This is a genomic window from Mycoplasma sp. 4013, from assembly GCF_054353875.1.
In genome coordinates this window covers 129706-146665 of the sequence record NZ_JBTHHK010000001.1, presented here as the reverse complement: position 1 = coordinate 146665, position 16960 = coordinate 129706, and the positions used below count along the sequence as shown (strand labels likewise).

13 protein-coding genes are annotated in these 16960 nt (G+C 25.5%); 11 read left to right on the top strand and 2 right to left on the bottom strand.

Annotated elements, in window-relative coordinates:
* Positions 1-41: 41 nt before the first annotated feature.
* Positions 42-1322, bottom strand: a complete 1281-nt coding sequence (locus tag ACXYRO_RS00605; RefSeq protein WP_458614004.1) for a BMP family ABC transporter substrate-binding protein — start codon at positions 1320-1322, stop codon at positions 42-44.
* A 155-nt stretch (positions 1323-1477) separates the two neighbouring features.
* Positions 1478-2029, bottom strand: a complete 552-nt coding sequence (locus ACXYRO_RS00600; RefSeq protein ID WP_458614003.1) for an inorganic diphosphatase — start codon at positions 2027-2029, stop codon at positions 1478-1480.
* A gap of 119 nt (positions 2030-2148) precedes the next feature.
* Here ACXYRO_RS00600 and ACXYRO_RS00595 point away from each other — a divergent pair, with 119 nt between their 5' ends.
* The 11 genes from ACXYRO_RS00595 (at position 2149) to ACXYRO_RS00545 (ending at position 16928) form a co-directional block, all read left to right on the top strand.
* Positions 2149-3393 carry a hypothetical protein gene (locus tag ACXYRO_RS00595; protein ID WP_458614002.1) on the top strand — a complete coding sequence of 415 codons (1245 nt, stop codon included), beginning with the start codon at positions 2149-2151 and terminating at the stop codon, positions 3391-3393.
* 1 nt (position 3394) lies between these two features.
* Positions 3395-4543, top strand: coding sequence for a DNA cytosine methyltransferase (locus ACXYRO_RS00590; protein ID WP_458614001.1), 1149 nt, complete (start codon positions 3395-3397; stop codon positions 4541-4543).
* A gap of 394 nt (positions 4544-4937) precedes the next feature.
* Positions 4938-5282 carry an HNH endonuclease domain-containing protein gene (locus tag ACXYRO_RS00585; RefSeq protein ID WP_458614000.1) on the top strand — a complete coding sequence of 115 codons (345 nt, stop codon included), beginning with the start codon at positions 4938-4940 and terminating at the stop codon, positions 5280-5282.
* Between the two features lie 9 nt (positions 5283-5291).
* A complete protein-coding gene (locus ACXYRO_RS00580) occupies positions 5292-6722 on the top strand; it encodes a nicotinamide mononucleotide transporter family protein (protein WP_458614021.1) in 1431 nt (476 codons plus the stop codon).
* Positions 6723-6883: 161 nt separating this feature from the next.
* A complete protein-coding gene (locus ACXYRO_RS00575; RefSeq protein ID WP_458613999.1) occupies positions 6884-7060 on the top strand; it encodes a hypothetical protein in 177 nt (58 codons plus the stop codon).
* A gap of 281 nt (positions 7061-7341) precedes the next feature.
* Complete coding sequence (locus ACXYRO_RS00570) at positions 7342-7743, top strand: hypothetical protein (protein WP_458597751.1); 402 nt, start codon at positions 7342-7344, stop codon at positions 7741-7743.
* On the top strand, positions 7733-9079 hold the full coding sequence (locus tag ACXYRO_RS00565) for a site-specific DNA-methyltransferase (RefSeq protein WP_458614020.1): 1347 nt from the start codon (positions 7733-7735) through the stop codon (positions 9077-9079). Before ACXYRO_RS00570 ends, ACXYRO_RS00565 begins: the two co-directional genes overlap by 11 nt.
* A gap of 1 nt (position 9080) precedes the next feature.
* A complete protein-coding gene (locus tag ACXYRO_RS00560; RefSeq protein ID WP_458613998.1) occupies positions 9081-11537 on the top strand; it encodes a DEAD/DEAH box helicase family protein in 2457 nt (818 codons plus the stop codon).
* A complete protein-coding gene (locus ACXYRO_RS00555; protein WP_458613997.1) occupies positions 11524-13140 on the top strand; it encodes a site-specific DNA-methyltransferase in 1617 nt (538 codons plus the stop codon). The genes ACXYRO_RS00560 and ACXYRO_RS00555 overlap by 14 nt, the downstream gene beginning before the upstream one ends.
* Before the next feature lie 106 nt (positions 13141-13246).
* Entirely contained in the window at positions 13247-14644 is a 1398-nt protein-coding gene (locus tag ACXYRO_RS00550) for a DUF2130 domain-containing protein (RefSeq protein ID WP_458613996.1), read from the top strand.
* A gap of 1 nt (position 14645) precedes the next feature.
* Positions 14646-16928 (top strand): UU173 family protein, encoded by a 2283-nt coding sequence (locus ACXYRO_RS00545; RefSeq protein WP_458613995.1) that lies wholly within the window; start codon positions 14646-14648, stop codon positions 16926-16928.
* The last annotated feature ends 32 nt before the right edge of the window (positions 16929-16960 follow it).

Genomic DNA, 16960 nt, shown 5'->3' with positions numbered 1-16960 from the left:
ATAGAAAACACATCAATTATGATGTGTTTTGATAAAACTAATTATTTGTTTACTTCTTCAACAAGTGCATTTATTAAATTAGCTAATTGATCATCTGTATATGCTGTTCCATCAGTAGTTGCTTTATTTGAATCGATAAATGCTTTTTGATCTGCTGTTAATGAATTAAATTTGGTTTCTGCTGCTGTTATAGCTTCATTCATTTTTTCTCTTTTTGCTGTATCTTTTAATGAAGATGGAGCTAAACCAACTCAACCTTCAACAAAGTCGCCTTTTACACTGTTTTTGTCCCCAAATACAGGTTTTTTAGTGTCACCAAATGCTTTTTCCAAAATTGAATCATAAACAGCCTGAGCCATATTTTTAAGCACTGATGTTAAGAATCTATCAGGTGCAGAAAGTGATTTACCTTGGTCAACATCCACTCCTACAATATATGTGGATTGGTTATTTTGATTAAGTTTATCTAATGTTGCTTTGGTGGCAGGTCCAGCTACTGGGTAAATTAATACTGGGTTAGAAGCTAATGCAGATGTTATAACTGGGTCCATTTGTGGTCCAGGTTGGAACCCTGAATCTAATCTAACTGCTTCATGAGTAACTTTCTTGCTTGGGTTTTCTTTGTTTCATTCTAAAATACCTTTTAGATATCCAGTAATATAATCTGTTACACCATGAAATGCTCCACCACCAAATGATGAAAGTTTTTTATCAGTTTCGTTTTCTGCAACATATTTAGCTAATGCATAACCAGCCATCCATGATGCTTCGTTTACATTAAAGTTAATATTATAAATATCAGGGTAATTAAGTTCAGTTGGATTTAATGCAAAATCCACATTAAATATTTTTACTCCTTTTTGTTTTAATGCAGCATTATTTTGTTGAATAAAGTTTTTAATGTGATCAATATGGGTAAATCCTGAAAGAACTCAAATTTTTGCTCCCGATGATAAAGCAACTCTATATGAATCGTCATATTTACCTTCTCCTGGTTCAACTGATTTTACTTCAAGTTGATTTTTTCCATCTTTTCTTGTTTGATCTAAAATGGTTAATGCCGCTTCTCATTGTGATTGGTTAAATGATTTATCAGTTACATGTCCTGTGTCAGTAATAACATATATTTTAGTTCCTACCATACTATCTGGTAATGTAAATGTGTTATCTTTAGTAATTGTAGCAACACGTTCATTTGGATTAATGTAATTACTTGGATTTGATGTTTGAGTCTTTGTTCCGCATGATGCTGCAATCAATGCAGTTGTAGCAGCAATCGGTGTTCCAAACCCGATTAAAAATTTCTTAAATTTTTTTGTCATATTATTTTAAATCTCCTATTTATATATGTATAAATTTTATAGAATTTTTTAGTTTTTAATTGTATTTAACTATGATATAAACAAATTTCTTGTTTCAAAATTGCAAAATTATGAAAATAAAATCATTTTTATATTAAATAAGCGAATAAACTTATTTATTTATATTTATCAGGATGTTCTTTTTGCATCTTTTTGATAAATTCTTTTTTATCCATTTGTCCATATTTTTGCATTAACTCAATGCATTCTTGGTATTCTGATAATGCTCAATCAACATCTTCAAATCCAGAAATCTCAGTAATATTAGGTCTTTTTCAGTTTTTATATGTTGAAAAGAAGGTTTTTACAGTATCTAAAAAAGGTGCTGGTAAATCTTTTAAGGTTTTAATGTTATCTAAACGATAATCATCAGCATGTACAGCAATTAGTTTTGTATCAGTTTCTCCATCATCAATCATTTTCATCGCTCCAATAATGCGAACTTTCAACGAAACACCAGGAATAAATGTCTCAGGTGAATATAATAATACATCTAATTCATCTCCATCTCAATCTAGTGCATCTGGAACAAATCCATAATTGCATGGATAAACAAAATCACCACGTAAAATTCGATCAACTTCTAGTTGCTTGGTTTTTCGATTATATTCATATTTTATGGGAGAGTTCTTTTGAATCTCTATTTTTACATTAATTATATTTTTCATATTTATATTATATATAAAACCTTTAAATACTTTATATCCTATTTTATCTTTTTAATATATACAAAAATGCATTGAAATGTTTATATAAAAATATAATTTAATCAACTTATTGGAGAATGATGTATCTAAAAAGTGAACAATTAAATATTGATAATTCTGTTTGTATTGATTTGGATCAAATATTAAGTTATGATGAAAAATTTCAACTCCTAAATAATTTGCTAGATAACAAAATAAAGATAGAAAAATGTAATAAAAATGCTAAATTTTTCAAATATTCCAGTTTAAATAACACAGACATTTTTCTTCTTATTGCTAATATAACTTATTTAGGTGGTAATGGACAACATCCTATTTATAAAAAGAGAATTCAACTAAAATCTTGGTATAAAGATGTGATAAATACGAACAAAAATACCTTTATTCTTGGTATATACAAATATAATACAAACATTATGTTCGTTTCCTTTGATACACAAACTTATATAAACAAGAAAATGAATAATTCATCTGCGCATGTATATATAAATGATTTAAGTCAGGGATTAATGTTTGGAATATTTGAAAAATATGATAAAAATAACAATAAAATAACTGTAATCAGAAGTGATAAAATTAATGATTATTTGAACAAGCGAATAAATAATAATCCATCATTAATAAATCAAATAAATTTATTTAATCTTTCTTTAAAATGAAATATACAAATTAAAGGCATTGATGCATATAAACAGATGTTTTGTGCAAAATTTAAAAACACATTTCAAGCAGAATGAAGTGGTTGATATTTAGAATATTTGTTTGAAAAATTCATTAAAGATAATAAGATATATAATATTGTTTATACTAATTCAGAAAACATAAATAAAAAAGAGTTTTTGGATTTTGATTTATATTTAAAAAATGATGATTTTTATGGTGATTTAAAATCAAGCGATGAAAATAACATACAAATTATTGGAAATGATATAGAACACATCAATGATGCTTTAATAAAACACAATAAATTATGATACCTAATTTATGAACATAGTTCATTAAAAGATAAAGATAGTAACACAAATTATCAAACTACTCGGTTTTGAAACAATTTAAAACAACATAGAAATATCAAACAAATTGATGATTTTATCTCCGAACAAAAAGATATTTCTTCATTAAGTTATATCAACAGAATGAAACATTCTATAAAGTTTAAGAAGATGTATATTCTAGAAGTAAATAAGATAAATATCAAATATGTGTTCAACTTATTTAAACAAGGTAAACAACCTGATGGTAGTTTAAGAAAACCTAAATATTCAATCAATAAAAATGCTATAGATAACTTTATTATATATTCATTTGATGTAGAAAGGAAATAAAATGAAATTTATCGATTTATTTGCTGGTATCGGTGGTTTTCATCAAGCGATGAAAATTGTTGATAAGGATGCAATTTGTGTTCTTGCATCTGAAATAGATAAAGAATGTGTTGCTACTTATTATGATAATTACCATCTTGATTCGAATCTAGATGTTGTTAATATAAAAGTGGATTCGATTCCACAACACGATATTTTATTCGCTGGATTTCCTTGTCAGGCTTTCTCAAAAGCAGGTAAACAAGAAGGTTTAAACGATACAAGAGGTACCTTGTTTTTCCAAATTGAAAGAATTTTAAAACATACTAAAACAAAATACATCTTATTAGAAAATGTTCGTAATCTTATTAGTCACAATGGTGGTAGGACATGAAAAATTATTCAAGAAAATCTATATAAATTAGGTTATAGATTAACTAAAAATCCTCTCATACTAAGCCCGCACCAATTTGGCATCCCGCAAATTCGCGAACGTGTCTATATACTAGGTAAATATGACCCAAAAAACAAAGATGTTCCTTTAAATATCTCATTTCATAATTTAATAAAAAAAGATGCAAATTCTGTTAATGATATTTTGGATAAAAATATTGATAATTCAAAATATCATATTAGTGAATATGATGAAGAAGTACTAAATTTTTGAAATGATTTTTATTTAAATATAAATCAAAAAGTTATTGGTTTTCCTGTTTATATTGAATATTTAAATAACAACGATGTCGATCCTTTATTTCCGAAATGAAAACAAGATATTATTAAAAAAAATCAAAAACTATATAATCAAAACAAAACTTTTATCGATAAATGAATATCAAAAGATATTTCACACTTTAGGAAAACTCATCAAAAATTTGAATGACAAGCAGGGGATAAAATCAACAACATCTGAGAAGGAATCATTCAATTTCGTCCTTCTGGTATAAGGGTTAAAAAACCTGATGTATTCCCTGCTTTAGTTGCAATGGTACACATTCCGATAATAGGTAAATACAAAAGAAGACTAACACCAAGAGAATGTGCAAGATTACAAAGTTTTCCAGAAAATTTTAAATTACATCAAAATGATCAAAAAGCATATAAACAACTAGGAAATAGCATAAATGTTACAGTGGTTTCAGAACTTATTAAGAAACTTTTAAAGCTGTAAATAAATGTTAAAAACATAAATTATTTTGAAAATGTATAAGACTTACAAAATCACTATTTTAACACCAAATAGCAATTTATGAAAATATATGAAACGAATTACAAAATTTAGCACTCAAATGCTTGGGTTGCTTTGTTTTTTTTTTTTTTTTGTAAAATAAAAAAGTATAAAAGCTTATTATGCAAAAAAATTTTTAATTATAAATAGGAGGTTTTATGCCTGGAAACAAAGGAAATAACAGACCAGATAACGATCCAAATCGTGCTGGATGACCATCAAAAACCGGAAACCCATCTGGTGGTTCCCGCGGAAACAACAACCCTAAAAAATAAATATTTTAATTTATATAAGCTTTATACATTTTAATATTTAAACATTTTACAAAGGAGATATTATGACAACAAAAGCAGAAAAATTATGAAGATTACAATTTGGTGATAGTAATACAGGAAAAGATTATGCAGGAACTATTGTTCATTTTGATGAACATGGTAAAAAATCAGTCTTTGGATGAAATATCGAACATATTACACCAGAATCATTAGGTGGAACCGATGCATATACAAATCTTACAGTTGCTAATGTGAATAACAACTCATTAAGAGCAGATCGTACTTCATGAAATTTAAACGGAACTAATTTTCAAGTTAAAAAGATTGATGGTTACAGCAGTAGTGGAATTTATGATATTTCAAATCCACATCAACCAAAGCTTCTTACAAAAAGTCACAAATTTTAATAGAGGTTTATAATAACAAGAAGATTAAAATACGAAATCTTATTATTAACTATCATTTCTGCATTATTAATTTTTCTTTCTTTATATGATTTAGATTCACTAATTTGAATTTGAGAAAGGGATATAGATACTTGGAAAAAGGTAGTTAATATTTTTGTTGCTTTTTCTGGGATATTGGGTGTTTTCTCTATTATTTTGTTTGCTAAAAGAAAGAAAATTGCTTATATTTTAGCTATTACTAATGCTATTTTATATCTTTTCTTTTCTTTTACAAACGGATTAGTTATAGATGGATTTATCCAAATTCTTTATATCTTTATTTTGTTTTATATCTATATAAAACAAATACTGATTCATAAGAACAATAAAAGGATTAGGGAACTAAGACTATCATCGTATGCAGCGATATTATTCTTTATAATCTTTGTAGTAATTTCAACATCATTTTACTTTTTAAACCCATACACCAATGATTTTATTAGTAAATTGCTTAGGATAAACTACATCGAATTTAGTTCTAATTTTAAGTATAAAACATCAGCATCTGCAATCCTTGCTATATTTAATGCAATATCTATTATCGCATTGATTATGATGGCGTTTGGATTTCGATCAAATTGAATAATTTGATGTTTTAAAAACATCATCTGCTTTGTTTTCTTCTCTGGTATTGGTTTTTTAAGTTGAACCTTGATATTTATTAACTTTATATATTTATCCATATCTTTATATTTATACTTTATCACATCAAAAGAATCAAGATTATCAATTGCTTTTGTCGGTATGGGTGCAAGTGGAAAATCCAGTATTATCAATAATCTCAGAGAATTTTTAAATCAAAATAACATCCAAATTATTGATGAAAGACTAAAAGATGAAAAGATTTTCATAGATTATATGAATGATATGAAGAAAAATGGATATAGAACTCAAAAAATATTCTTTAAAGATCGATATATACAAATCAAACAGATGCAAAATTTCAATAAATTCTTAATAGATAGACATATGATAGATGATTTCTTGTTCCCGAAATGTTTAATTAAGATAAATTATTTTACTAAATGACAAAAATTTGCTTGAAACTACTTCTATCATCCTTGATATAAGTTTTTGCTTTCTTTGGAACCAAAAATTGATTTAGTCTTTGTAGTTTTAAAAGATATAGACTTTATATGAAAAAATCGCTTATATGCAAGCAAAAACCACCAATTACAAACAGAACGATATCGCAGAACGATTGAATTGAAGAACAAAGAGTTTTTTAAAGTTGTAAATATTGAGTATTTAAATAATAGGCAACTAGGTAAATTACTTTCAAAGAATTTAAAAATTTACTCTAAAGAACATCATACATTTATAAATATTGAAAAAGATATAGCTTCATTAAGAATCAAACAAATAATCGAAGCAAAATTAAAAGAAAATTTTAAATTATAATAAAATTTATTTCATAAGTAAAACCTTTGATTTTCAAAGGTTTGCTTTTCATATTTTATTCATAAATATTTTATATTTTCTTATGAATTTCTTTGTTTTTTTCGTAATGTAGATTTGATTCTTTTGCAAAGAATTTGTTTATTATAAGGAAAGGAGGTATTATGAGAATTGCAGGATATTGAAGAAGATGAGAAAGTCGTTTTATAAACGGTTTACTAGTTACGGTAACCTTTGGAATTATGGGAATAGTTTTTCTAATTAATTTTATACAAGGTAAACAAAATTTAGTGATGAATGCTGTTAATATTACATATAGTCATGGAAGTGGAGAATGTTAAAATTATGACTTTTTAGAGCTATATGAAGAATGCTTATTTTTACATTTATCATAGACTTTTTTACTATTATAATGAAAAGAGGAACATTTCCTGAAAAGTGAGCAGATAACTATATAGTTATTAGAGATTAATTTTCCATATTTAATACCTTTGATTTATTCAACGGTATTTATTTTTATATTTTTCTTTCCTTTTCTCTGTATAAATTTCTTTTTAGTTTAAATATAGTAAAGTCTTTGAAATCATAGTAAAATATTTACATAATATATGTAAGGAGAATCATGACAAAAAACAAAACTAAGTTAACTGCTAAAGAAACTAAATCTTTAGAAATACTAAAAAATCAATATAAACAAATTATCGATGATCTTTCACCGACAGAATTTAATAAAGATCAAAAAGATCTTGCTAAAGAAATCATTGATAATTGCACAAATCCAAATAACATACAATATATTTTTCAATTTATTGCACAGAGGGTAAAAACAGGTTTTACCTTTGATGCAGCACCCGAAAGCAATAGCAAAACTATTGCTATCTTAAGAAAAGATGATAAATTATCTTTTAATTTTGATGATAAACTGCCAAAAGACCAAAACACATTAATCATAGGTGAAAACTATGATGCATTAAAGAATCTAATACTCATAGAGAGAGAGAGAGAGAGCGGGGTTAGATTATAAATATGATGTAATTTATATCGATCCTCCTTACAACACTGAAAGATCTGCATCGGATGGAAATAATGTTGCAGATGATACAGAAAATAAGAAAAACAAAACTTTAATTTACCGTGATAAATATACTAGAAACGGTTGATTAAATATGATGAATGAACGACTTCGTATGGCAAGAGAACTTCTCAAAGATGATGGAGTTATTTTTGTTTCAATCGATGATAACCAACAAGCATATTTGAAAATTTTAATGGATGAAATTTTTGGTGAAAATAATTTTGTAGCAAATTTTATCTGAAGAAACAAAAACACAGGGGGTGGAAGTGACAAGAACAAACTTGAAATTGAGAATGAATATGTTGTTTGTTATGCAAAAAATAATGATAAAGTTGTTTGAAATTTAAAAGAAATAGATACAAAAAAATATAAATTAAAAGATGAATTTTTTGATACAAGAGGAGGTTATTATTTAACCGATTTAGACCGCTCTTGCTCTGAAACATCATTTAAATATAGCGAATCATTGGATTATGAAATTATGGCTCCTGATCAGTCGTTATTTAAAAATCACCGCAATATCAAAGAACCAAGATCGTATGCATATACATGAGGATTGAATTTATTTAATTACGGAAAAGAAAACGGTTTTATTGTAATAAAACAAATTAAAGATAAAAGTGGACAAAATTATTGGAGAGCATACAGAAAATCATACGAAAAAGTACAAATTGACAGAGAAGGATTGAAAATAATCCCGAAAGAGGGAAGAAATTTTACCAATCTTATTATTGACGGTTCTATAACAACTTCTGCAGGAAAAAGATTATTAATTTCTATTTTAGAAAACAAATCATTTTCTTTTCCTAAACCTATACAACTTATCACATATTTAATAAATCAACATCCTAACAAAAACTCACGTGTTTTAGACTTCTACGCTGGTTCCGGAACAACTGGTCATGCTGTATTAGAACTAAATCGTGAAGATGGTGGAAACAGAACATTTACTCTTGTTACAAACAACGAAAACAATATTGGTATTAATATAAACTATCAAAGACTAAGAAGAATCAATACAGATGAAGGTTTAGATAATAATAAATATAATCTTGCTTGATACAAAAAGAACAATCCTTATAACTCTAATTTAAATGTATACTGACTTGATTCACAAGACTATATTAATATAGGTTTAGAATCTAATGAAACAATTGAAGAAATTGAAAATAAATGGGTTAATTTAATTAAAAATTTCGGTGTACAAGAAACTAATTTTGATAAAGATGATTTACTTACTGAACTTTTAACCTTAAAACCTTTAATTAAGGATGGTAAAAATTAGTATGAAACTCATAAAACCACAAGAAAAAGTAGTAAAACAACTTTGTAGAGAAGCGCAAGGTCATCTTAAATCCATAAATATAAATGATGAAAATCCTCAAGGTAAAACAGTATATTTTAAAGCACCTACTGGTTCTGGTAAAACCTTTATGATGTTAAATTTCATTCACCAAATGATTAAATGACATAACAAAACTCTTAAAAAAGACAAAATAATCTTCATTGTTACAACTTTATCAGTTGCCAAACTACCAGAACAACTAGAAAATAATTTTAATGAATATAAAAGGTATTTAAAAGGTTCGGATATTTTAGTCGAACGTATTGAATCTCCTTCAAATAAGAAAAATTATTCTAAAGAAACCAACTATCGGTTTTTTGCTGCTAATAATAAAGTTTTTATAATTGGTTCTTCTTCATATAGCAAAAATACTATTTTAAAAGAACAAAATGCTATCGAAAGTTTAATTAGTCAAATCAAAAAAGAAAAATATAAATTAATCTACATCCGCGATGAAGCACATATTGGTTCTGATGTTGATAAATCTAAAGGAAACGGAAAAACTGAACAAGCAAACTTAGATAAGTTTGAAAATTTAATGCAATCAAATGCTCATTTTACTGTTAAGATGACTGCTACTCCAAAAGATTATAAAAATCTGATTGAACTAACTGAAAAACAATTAATGGAAGCAGATATTAAGTTATTAAAAATACATAGGATTTTTAATAAAGGACTAAATGACATCAAAGATGATATCGATCTAGAAACAATTTTAGATATTGCATGTAAAGAATTTAAACAAATTAAAGCAAGATATAATGATGCAAAAAAAGAGCCAGATTTAGTTGGTATTAATGCTGCGATGCTTATACAGGTTGATAACAGCAGTAATACAGACCTAAATAAAAAAGAAGAATTTAGTAAAAATTTAAATAAAATTAAAGAAATTTTAAATAAATATAATTTAAAATATGTTCAATATTTTGATGATGATATTAATGAAAAACAACTTCGGACTAAAGATGGATATTCACTTAAAGATATTTCTAAAAATTCAGATAATACTGATGTAATTATCTTTAAAATCGGTGGTTCAACTGGTTGAAATATCCCAAGAGCTTGTATGTTGGTACAACTGCGTAATATTTCGTCTAGCACCTTACCAATTCAAACTATTGGAAGAATTAAACGAAATCCTGTACCTAAAAAGAAGCAAAATCTAGATTCGGAAGCACTTAAATACTATATTTATAGTAATGTTGACTATGAAAAAAGAGAAGCAATAAAGTTATATCTTAAAGATGAGTATAATAGCGAGAAATTTGTTATAGGTCAATTGAGAAACTTTGATATTGTTAAACAAAAAAATCAATCAGAATATGAAGCAAAAATCAAAGAAAAAATTGATGAATTTAATAATATTACTATAGATACATTTATAACTATAAAAGAAGAAATTATCAACGAATACAAAAACAAAGGATATATTGTTGCACAAACAGAAAAATATGGAAATAAAGTAATCAACAGTGAAATTATAGAAAATAAAATTGATATGGAACAATATAATCTATTGCAAATTGATAAAAATAGTAATTATTTAACAGATGCTATTATTAAGGAAATTGATGCTTTTTATCAAAAAGTAGATGATTTTTATAAAAACAGCAAAAATGAAAATCAAAACGAAACATCTAATAAATATAAAAAAGCAGTCCAATTTTTTGACAAAACTATATACTGATATATTTTTATCAAAAAGTATTTAAATATACTCATAGAAATTTATAAAGAACTAAATAAGAAAACTGTAGATGAAGGAAAAATTGAATTCTTTTTTCTTGAAGATAAAATACTACCTACGGAAATTGCTGTATTTGTTGATAAGCAAAAAAGCGAATGTACTAATTGTGTTAAAGTATCCGAAAATATGAAATATGCATACACAAATTATGATAAAGAAATAAATATATACCTTGATTCTTATCCGGAAACTGTTTTTGCAAATGAAATTAAAAATTTAATCAATTATAACAATGATATGGATGATAACTTAAAAATATGAACTAAAAACCCAGTATTCGAAGGGATTAACATCGAATACTATGATTCAGAACTTAAAAAAGGTTCAAGTTATCCAGATTTTATATTGAAGTATAAAAATCATTTTGTATATATAGAAGTTAAATCTGAAAACGATATCAATTCTCAAAAGACCGAAGATATTCTTAAATCATATAAAAAATATATAGAAAACTATAAAACAAGCACAAATATAAACTTAACTCTTTTAATAGCAATAATTGATAAAGATAAAAATATTTCATTCTCTGGGGATTCAACATTAGAAAGTGTAAGAATAATTCTTCAAAATCAAAGTGTTAAACTCAAACAGATAATTAAATCAATATCAGAAAATAATCTTGTTTCACAGGAGAATAATGAACAAAACTAGTGTAAAGAAATCTAAATTACAAAAGAATTTAGATGAACTAAAGAAACAAGAAAAAAGCAGAATTGATGAACTTTCTTCAACTGAATTTAACCAAGACCAAAAAGAAATTGCTAAAGAAATTATTGATAATATTACTAATCCAAATAGAGTGCAATATATCTCACAATTTATTATTCAAAGAGTAAAAATGGGTTTTACCTTCGATGCAGCACCTGAGTCAGATAGTAAAACTATTGCTATTTTAAGAAAAGATGATCAATTATCATTTAATTTTGATAATAAACAACCGAAAGATCAAAATACCTTAATCATAGGTGAAAACTATGATGCATTAAAGAATCTCATATTAATTGAAAGACATAGACAAAGAAACGGATTAGATTTTAATTACGATGTTATTTATATCGATCCCCCTTATAATACCGAAAGTTCATTAAAAGATGGAAATAAATTAGCAAATGATAAAGAAAACATTGCAGCAAAATCATTTAGTTACCGTGATAAATTCACACAAAATGGTTGACTAAATATGATGAATGAAAGGTTACAACTAGCAAGAGCGCTGTTAAAGGATAATGGGGTTATTTTTGTTTCAATCGATAACAATGAACAAGCATATTTAAAGGTTTTAATGGATGAAATATTTGGAGAAGGGAATTTTGTTGATTCTTTGGTATGAAAATCTGTAAATAGTGTTCTCAAACAATCAAAACTTATAAGAAATGATCACGAATATATTCTTTTATATGCAAAGAAAATATCCGAGGTTGTATTCTTAAGACAGAAAAATACAATGAATTTTCAAAATCCCGATAATGACCCAAAAGGAAACTGATTCAGTAGCAATGCAGCCAATCCTAATCAAAATAGTAATAAAAATAAATTCCCTATTTCTCTTCCTGGTGGCAAAGAATGCATTAGAAATTGAAAATTTTCATATGATGATTATAAAAATGGTACTGTTTCGTTATATTTTAATGGAAACAATGTTCCAAGATTAAAAATTTATGAATCTGAATACAATATAAATTCAAAAGTTCAATCAAGTATATTTGAGAACCTTGGTTCTTTGACCAGTGCAAAAAGAGAAATAGAATCAATTTTAGATAAAAACTCAAAATTTCAAACACCAAAACCAACTACATTAATTAAACATATTCTAAAATTACTTAACAAAAACTCCCGTGTTTTAGACTTCTATGCCGGTTCTGGAACAACCGGTCATGCTGTTTTAGAACTAAATCGTGAAGATGGTGGAAAGAGAACATTTACTCTTGATACAAATAATGAAAATAATATAGGTATAGATGTAAATTATAAAAGATTAAGAAGAATTAATACAAATACAGATCTAAATGGTAATGAAATTAATTGTAAGTGATATCAAAAAAATAAACCTTATAATTCTAATTTAAATGTCTACTGACTTAACGAAAAAGAAGATTATATCAATATAGGATTAGAATCATCAAACAATGTTAAAGATTTAAAAGAAAAATGACTAAGTCTTATTAGGAACTTTGGTATAGATAATTCTAAATTTGATTATGATGAACTACTAACTGAATTATTAACCTTAAAACCTTATAAAAAGAATGACTAGAATCGGTGTACTAATAATTAAAATACAAGAAAATTTCTTGTATTTTATTTGCTTTTGTTAAACTATATATATAATTATTAAAATAATTATATATTAAGGGGGTGACATGCAAGTTAAATCAAAAAAAATTAATATTAAAATTAAAGATATTCAAAACCTTGAATTCTTCATCGATGATATTAATGTTTCAGATGGAGATTATTTTAATTTAAACGATATTCTGAACCAAGATCTAAAAAAAATTACAGATGAAACAGGTAAAATCAGGGAACAAATTATACAAAATGAAAAAAATCGACTTACTAAAGAAATACAAGAAAATTTAGAAAAAACTTTCACAAGAGAAATAAAGAATTCAAAAGAATACAATGAACTAAAAAATCAAAAAGATAATGAAATTAATAAACTTATAATTGAAAATGTTGAAAAAACACAAAAACTTGAAAACGAACTTAGGGATAATTATTACAAGCAACTCGAGCAAGAAAGAGATAAGTTAAAAGATAAATTTGAAGCAGAAAAGAAAGATTATAAAAATACTATTTTAAATAAAGAAATTGAAAACATAAAACTTAAACTTCAACAACAACATCAAAAACAATTGATGGAATTAGAAAATAAACTTCAAATTTTAAATGTAGAAAAGCAATCACTTCTAGAAAAGAACGAAAAACTACTTGCTGAATTTGAAGACAAAAAACAGTTATCAACTAAACTTCAAACCGAGTTAGAAACCTTACAAAAATATAGATATAATAAATCAACTAAGGAATATGGCGAGGAATTTGAGAATCATATTTTTAATAAACTTGCAGAAGGTTTTGCATTCTCAGAAGATGTTAGTTTTGAAAAAACTACCAAACATATAAACAATAGAAAACCCGATTTTAAAATAGATTTTAAAGATTTAAATATCTTAGATGACGATAAAAATTCATATGGGACTATTATAATTGAAGCAAAAAACAGAATCACTGAACAAGGATCAAAAAGAAACAAAGACTTTATTGAAAAACTCGAACAAGATCGAAAAAACTTTAAGGCTGATTTTGCAATTTTAGTCACTGAATTAGAACCTAATAGCGTTCTTTATATTGAAAAAATTTCAGGTTATAACGAGATATTTATTGTTCGTGATGTTGCTTTAATAAATCTTATTTCATTATTAAAAAACATCTTACAAATAAAATATTCATTAAATGCAGACAAAATAGAATTTAATAGTAAAAAAGTAATACTTGAGAAATTCAACGACTTTGTAGAAAAAAATATATTAAATCATATCGAGAAATCAAACAAAGAAATTGAAGGTATTATTGAAAATGCAGATAAGATGCGAAAACTTTTATCTAGCATAGAAGATAGTGCAAATAATATAGCACATAAACATTTTTCAAAAATGCAGCGTAAGATAAGTGATTTTGGAAAATCAGAATTTATTAAAGAAATTGCTAAACTTGAAAAAGTGGAGCAAAAACTAATCGAGAAAAAGGATTCTGAATAAAATGCAAAAACAACAAAATAAAGTTACATGAAATATTTTTAAACGCGTTTTTGGTAATAATCCTGCATTAATTTGAAATAACGATTCACTTATTAGTGATATTAAACAAGAATATCAAAAGAGATGAAACAGAACTTGAGATAACATCGAAATAACTAACGAAGAAGATGATGAGCAATTTGTTAATTTTGATTATGAATTTTTCGAAAATCACGATATTGATGCATTTCATGAATTAAATTTAGATTCTGTTAGTGATACAGAAACATATATAAAAGTAAATAAAGATAGTTATGATAATTATTTAAAAGATGCATTAAATTGATATTTAAATAAATATAATATTCCAAATTCACAAGTTAAATTTATTTCATCGAAAAGTGACTATCAAACCAAGCATATCGATACATTAAAAGCTATCAAGGATAATGAAATAGATTTAATCTTTAACGGAACATTATATGATGTATCAGGCGATTTCGATTATGTTGCACCTTTCTTTATTTATCATAAATCCTTGAACAAATTAGTTTTATTAAGTTATACAGCAAGATGTAAATATGAAATGTATTACAAACATTTCTATATTTATCAAATTTTTAAGACAAACAACATTAATATTAACGATATGTCAGTTTTAATAATAAATCCCTGAGATAGAATACATCGTAAGGTACAAAAAGGTAAAATAAACTTTTATGAATCTTTTGCTGCTGATGTTACAAAATCTATCCGTAAAATTTCTAAGGATAATCCTAGCACATATCAAAAACAGATGTTTGAAGCATTAGTAAGAACAGGTGATATTAATTTGAAATTAGGCTTTAACCATAATGAAAACAGCCATTTAGAATTTATTAATATTATCAAAAGAAATGGTATTTCATTTTCTCAAAAAACAGCTGACATACTTCATTCAACTGATGAAAAACTTTTTATTATTGAAAATCTTTCAAAAGAAATTACCATTGAATTTCGGTCTTTTAAGATATATAAAAAAATTATTGAAAAAGCATTTAATGAATTTAACAACAAAAGCAACTTTGATGCAATATATAAGTTTTTATCAATTGAAAAAGATAAAAAAATCGAATCTGTAAAAAGTTGATTGAATAACACATTAAACTATCAAACAAATTCACAAAAAATATGAATTGATGAATGAAACTTTATTAATAAAGAACAAAAAATTGCTTTATATAAACTGTTTATAGGTCCAAATTTTGATGAAATTTCTTTTTCTTTCTTTAGCAAAAAAGAAAAAGAAAATTTAGTTGAATTTACAAGAAAAATAGAACTATATAATAAAAACATTAATTTTTTTAACTTAGATGCTTTGACAAAAATTCTCCCCTTACATCAAAAAGATGCTCGGATCTGTTGATATGATTATGAGGGTTTTTCTGACTTATATCCTCCTTTAAATAATATTGCTCCATATAATCAATTAGTAAATCAAGTTTCTGTTATTATAACTAAAAATGGCATCGAAGAAAAAGTTGAAAATATTGTAATAGATACAAAAGATTTAACTATATATAATTTAGTTGATTTAATCGATGTCATTTATTCAAATAAAGCAGATTGATTTGTTGTATATAACAAAAATTATGAAAATGCACGCAATAAGGAGATTAAAGATTTAGTTACTGAAAATTACCTAAACAACAAAGAATTTGAACAATATATTGATCAAAAATATAAAAGCATTCATTATTTTGCTGGTATGGTGGATTGAATTAATAATCACACAATTGATTTAGCTGATTGTTTTAAAAATTCAAAGCAAGAGAAAAAAAATTATGAAAAAATTACTGCTTTTTACGAAGATGGTAATAACATAAAAACAACAAAAGTTGATAAAGATTTTATTAAAGAAAACATAATAACTACTAAAAAACTAATTCATATCAACTTCCTAAAATACTATTTTTCTATTAAGAAAATAGAAAAATACATCACTCATATGAATTTTGATCTGAAAAACAAAATCACACCTTATTCAGAACTTGTAATTCAAAAAGGAACAATGGCAATGGAAGCTGCTATATTAAGATATTTAGGCGCAACCAATGATGCTGTATGACAAAACAATATCGTTCCTAACTTAAAAAAATATTGTGAAAATGATGTTCGTGCAATGATGATGGTGTATGATTTTATAATGTTTTTATTTTCTAAAGCATACGATAATTTATCCGAATTTGAATATCAACTTAAAATGGTTGAAAATATGGAATATACAGTTATAGGTGGAAAATTATCTGTTGCAACAAAAAGATAATTTGTGATACAATATCTATTAAATATATCGAG